This is a genomic window from Stieleria sp. (genome assembly GCF_041595215.1).
In the GTDB taxonomy this organism is placed as follows: domain Bacteria; phylum Planctomycetota; class Planctomycetia; order Pirellulales; family Pirellulaceae; genus Stieleria; species Stieleria magnilauensis.
Window position 1 is genome coordinate 1 of record NZ_JBFHKV010001151.1, and the last position, 2,560, is coordinate 2,560.

Sequence of the window (2,560 nt, forward strand, 5' to 3'; positions counted from 1 at the left end):
GGTGTTAGCGGAACGGCGCGAGCCGTCCGGTTTGACCTTGAAAGACCGGAGGGCTCGCGCCCTACCGCTAACAAGTAACACCCCGATTGGAGTTAAAGTATGTGGTGTTGCGGCGTACGCCACTTGATCGCAAGCTGGAAGCGTACGCCACGACCTCGCAGCCACTTTGGAGGGTCGATGATTTATTTGGACAATCACGCGACGACGCCGTGTGATCCACGCGTCGCCCAACAGATGATGCCGTGGCTGGTCGAGCATTTCGGCAATCCACACAGCACGTCTCACGAGATGGGGCGAGAGGCAAAGTCGGCGATGGATGCCGCGGTGGCGATGATCGCCTCGCATCTTGGCGTCGCCGCCGATTCGGTACTGATCACCAGTGGGGCGACCGAAAGCAATAACTTGGCGATCGATGGGATCTGCCGCCACCCGCGACAGCGAAGGCGTCATGTGGTCACCAGCACGATCGAGCATCCCGCCGTTTTAGATGTCGTCGCCAGACTGGAAAAGGACGGTTTTCGGGTCACGCGTGTTCCGGTCCATCGCTTCGATCACCCGCTGGCCGGACAGATCGATCTGGAGCAACTGGCCGCAGCGATGGACGATGACACCGCACTCGTTACGGTGCATTGGGCGAACAACGAAATCGGCGTGATCCAACCGATGTCGCAGATCGCCGCCATCGCTCATCAAGCCGGCGCGCTCGTCCACAGCGATGCGACCCAAGCGGTCGGGCGGATCGCGGTTGATTTGCAGCGAGTTGATGTGGATCTGATCAGCGCGTCGGCGCACAAGTTCTACGGCCCCAAGGGTGTCGGCGTGCTGACGATGGCCGGTGGGATTCCCGGACGTCGCGTGCGATTAAAACCGATGATCGTCGGCGGTGGTCAACAACGAAATGTGCGCAGCGGCACGATGTCTCCGGCGAACGTCATCGCGCTGGCCACCGCGCTCGATCTGGCCGTCGCGGAATCGTCCCAGGTCGCCCGGCGCGTCGGTGACCTGCGCGTCAAACTTTGGGACGGATTGCGACAGGGCATCGAAGGCATCTGTCTGAATGGACCGCCGCTCGACTCGTCGATGCGACTGGAGGGCAATCTGAATTGCAAGCTGCCGGGGATCGAAGGCGAATCGTGGATGGCCGCTTGCAGTGACGTCGCGTTCAGCAGCGGGTCGGCCTGCAGCAGCGTCGACGCCAAACCCAGCCACGTGTTGACGGGATTGGGGTTGAGCGAAAGTGAAGCTCGGCGGAGCGTCCGGTTCGGAATCGGGAAATTCAACACGTCCGAGCAGATCGATCGGGCGATCGAGATCCTGGTTTCAGGCTATCGGAGTCTGGTGTGAGCCGGACCGCCGGAGCCGAAGGGCGTTGCGGTTGCAGAGCAATTTGCGTCGCCGGGAAATGAGTTTGCGTCATCGACGCCGGCCGTCGTTCTCCCGGGTGTCACAAAACGCGACGGAATCTCATTAAACCGGTGTGAGAATGCGGGATACTCCGGGCAACCGACGATTCTTCGCTACCGTCTTGAGGGTCGGCGGTGCATAATAGTGCGGCAAGAATTCAGCGGAGAGAATGCAGGTTGAACTCACGTCCGGTCAACGCCTGTTTGACCGAGCGGTGTCACCGGCGTCTCCCCGCCCCCGCGTGCTTGATCCAGTTTGAATGGGTCTGTCACCGCACTGTGTCCGTCACCGTGCTGTGTCGGTTGCGCAGTCCAGGCTCTCGTGCAGCCCAGGCTGTAGCGCAGCCCAGGCTCTTGTGCAGCCCCTGCTGTGCATGTCGGCGTTCGGTCAGCCATGGCGTGGCCGACGTCGAGACTCCCACCTACAAAAGCTGGATAGAAAACTCAAACGGTGTTGCATCCCGACCGGATGTGGCGCCCCGCTTTTCAATCCCACCGATAGATCTCCATCATCCGACGGACCCTACCGACAATGAAATCACTTTCCCGGAATATCTGCCTGGCTGCTTCGGCGGCGCTGGCCTGTCTGCTGCTTTCCAACTTCACCTTTGCCGCTGATCTGAAACTGCAAAAAGGCGACCACATCTGTTTGGTCGGCAACGCTCTCGGTGAGCGGATGCAGGTTCAAAATGAATGGGAAACGCTGTTGCACACCCGCTTTCCCGAGCTGGAATTGGTGGTGCGAAATCTGTGTTTTCCCGGTGACGAACCCTACACGCGAATTCGTTCGAAAAACTTCGGTGATCCGACCAGCCACCTGACGCACAGCCAGGCTTCGGTGGTGATGTATTTCTTCGGATACAACGAGTCGTTTGCCGGCGAAAAAGGTCTCAAGAAATACAAGTCCGACCTGACCAAGTTGGTCACGGAGACAAAGACGGCGGACTACGGCAAGGGACGCCCGCAAGTCGTCTTGGTGTCGCCGATCGCGTTCGAAGGCTCGGACGACCCGAATCTTTCCGACGGCAAAGAACAAAATAAAAACTTGGCGTTGTATTCCGAAGCGATGTCGGACGTTGCGTCGCAAACCGACGTCGTCTTCGTCGATTTGTTCACGCCGACCCGGGCGCTGTTCGAAAAATCACCGCAGCGTTTGA

General features: G+C 59.4%; 2 protein-coding genes. Both read left to right on the forward strand.

What is annotated here, in order from left to right; all coding sequences use genetic code 11:
• Window positions 1-177 precede the first annotated feature (177 nt).
• Window positions 178-1,344, forward strand: coding sequence for a cysteine desulfurase family protein (locus ABX749_RS29085; protein WP_372899124.1), 1,167 nt, complete (start codon window positions 178-180; stop codon window positions 1,342-1,344).
• Window positions 1,345-1,935: 591 nt separating this feature from the next.
• Window positions 1,936-2,560, forward strand: a 625-nt coding sequence (locus ABX749_RS29090; RefSeq protein WP_372899125.1) for an SGNH/GDSL hydrolase family protein, incomplete at its 3' end; no start/stop codon positions are given.

Bases quoted from the DNA above. Each gene is read 5' to 3' on its own strand.
- ABX749_RS29085 (WP_372899124.1), top strand. From the start codon at position 178: ATGATTTATTTGGACAATCACGCGACGACGCCGTGTGATCCACGCGTC.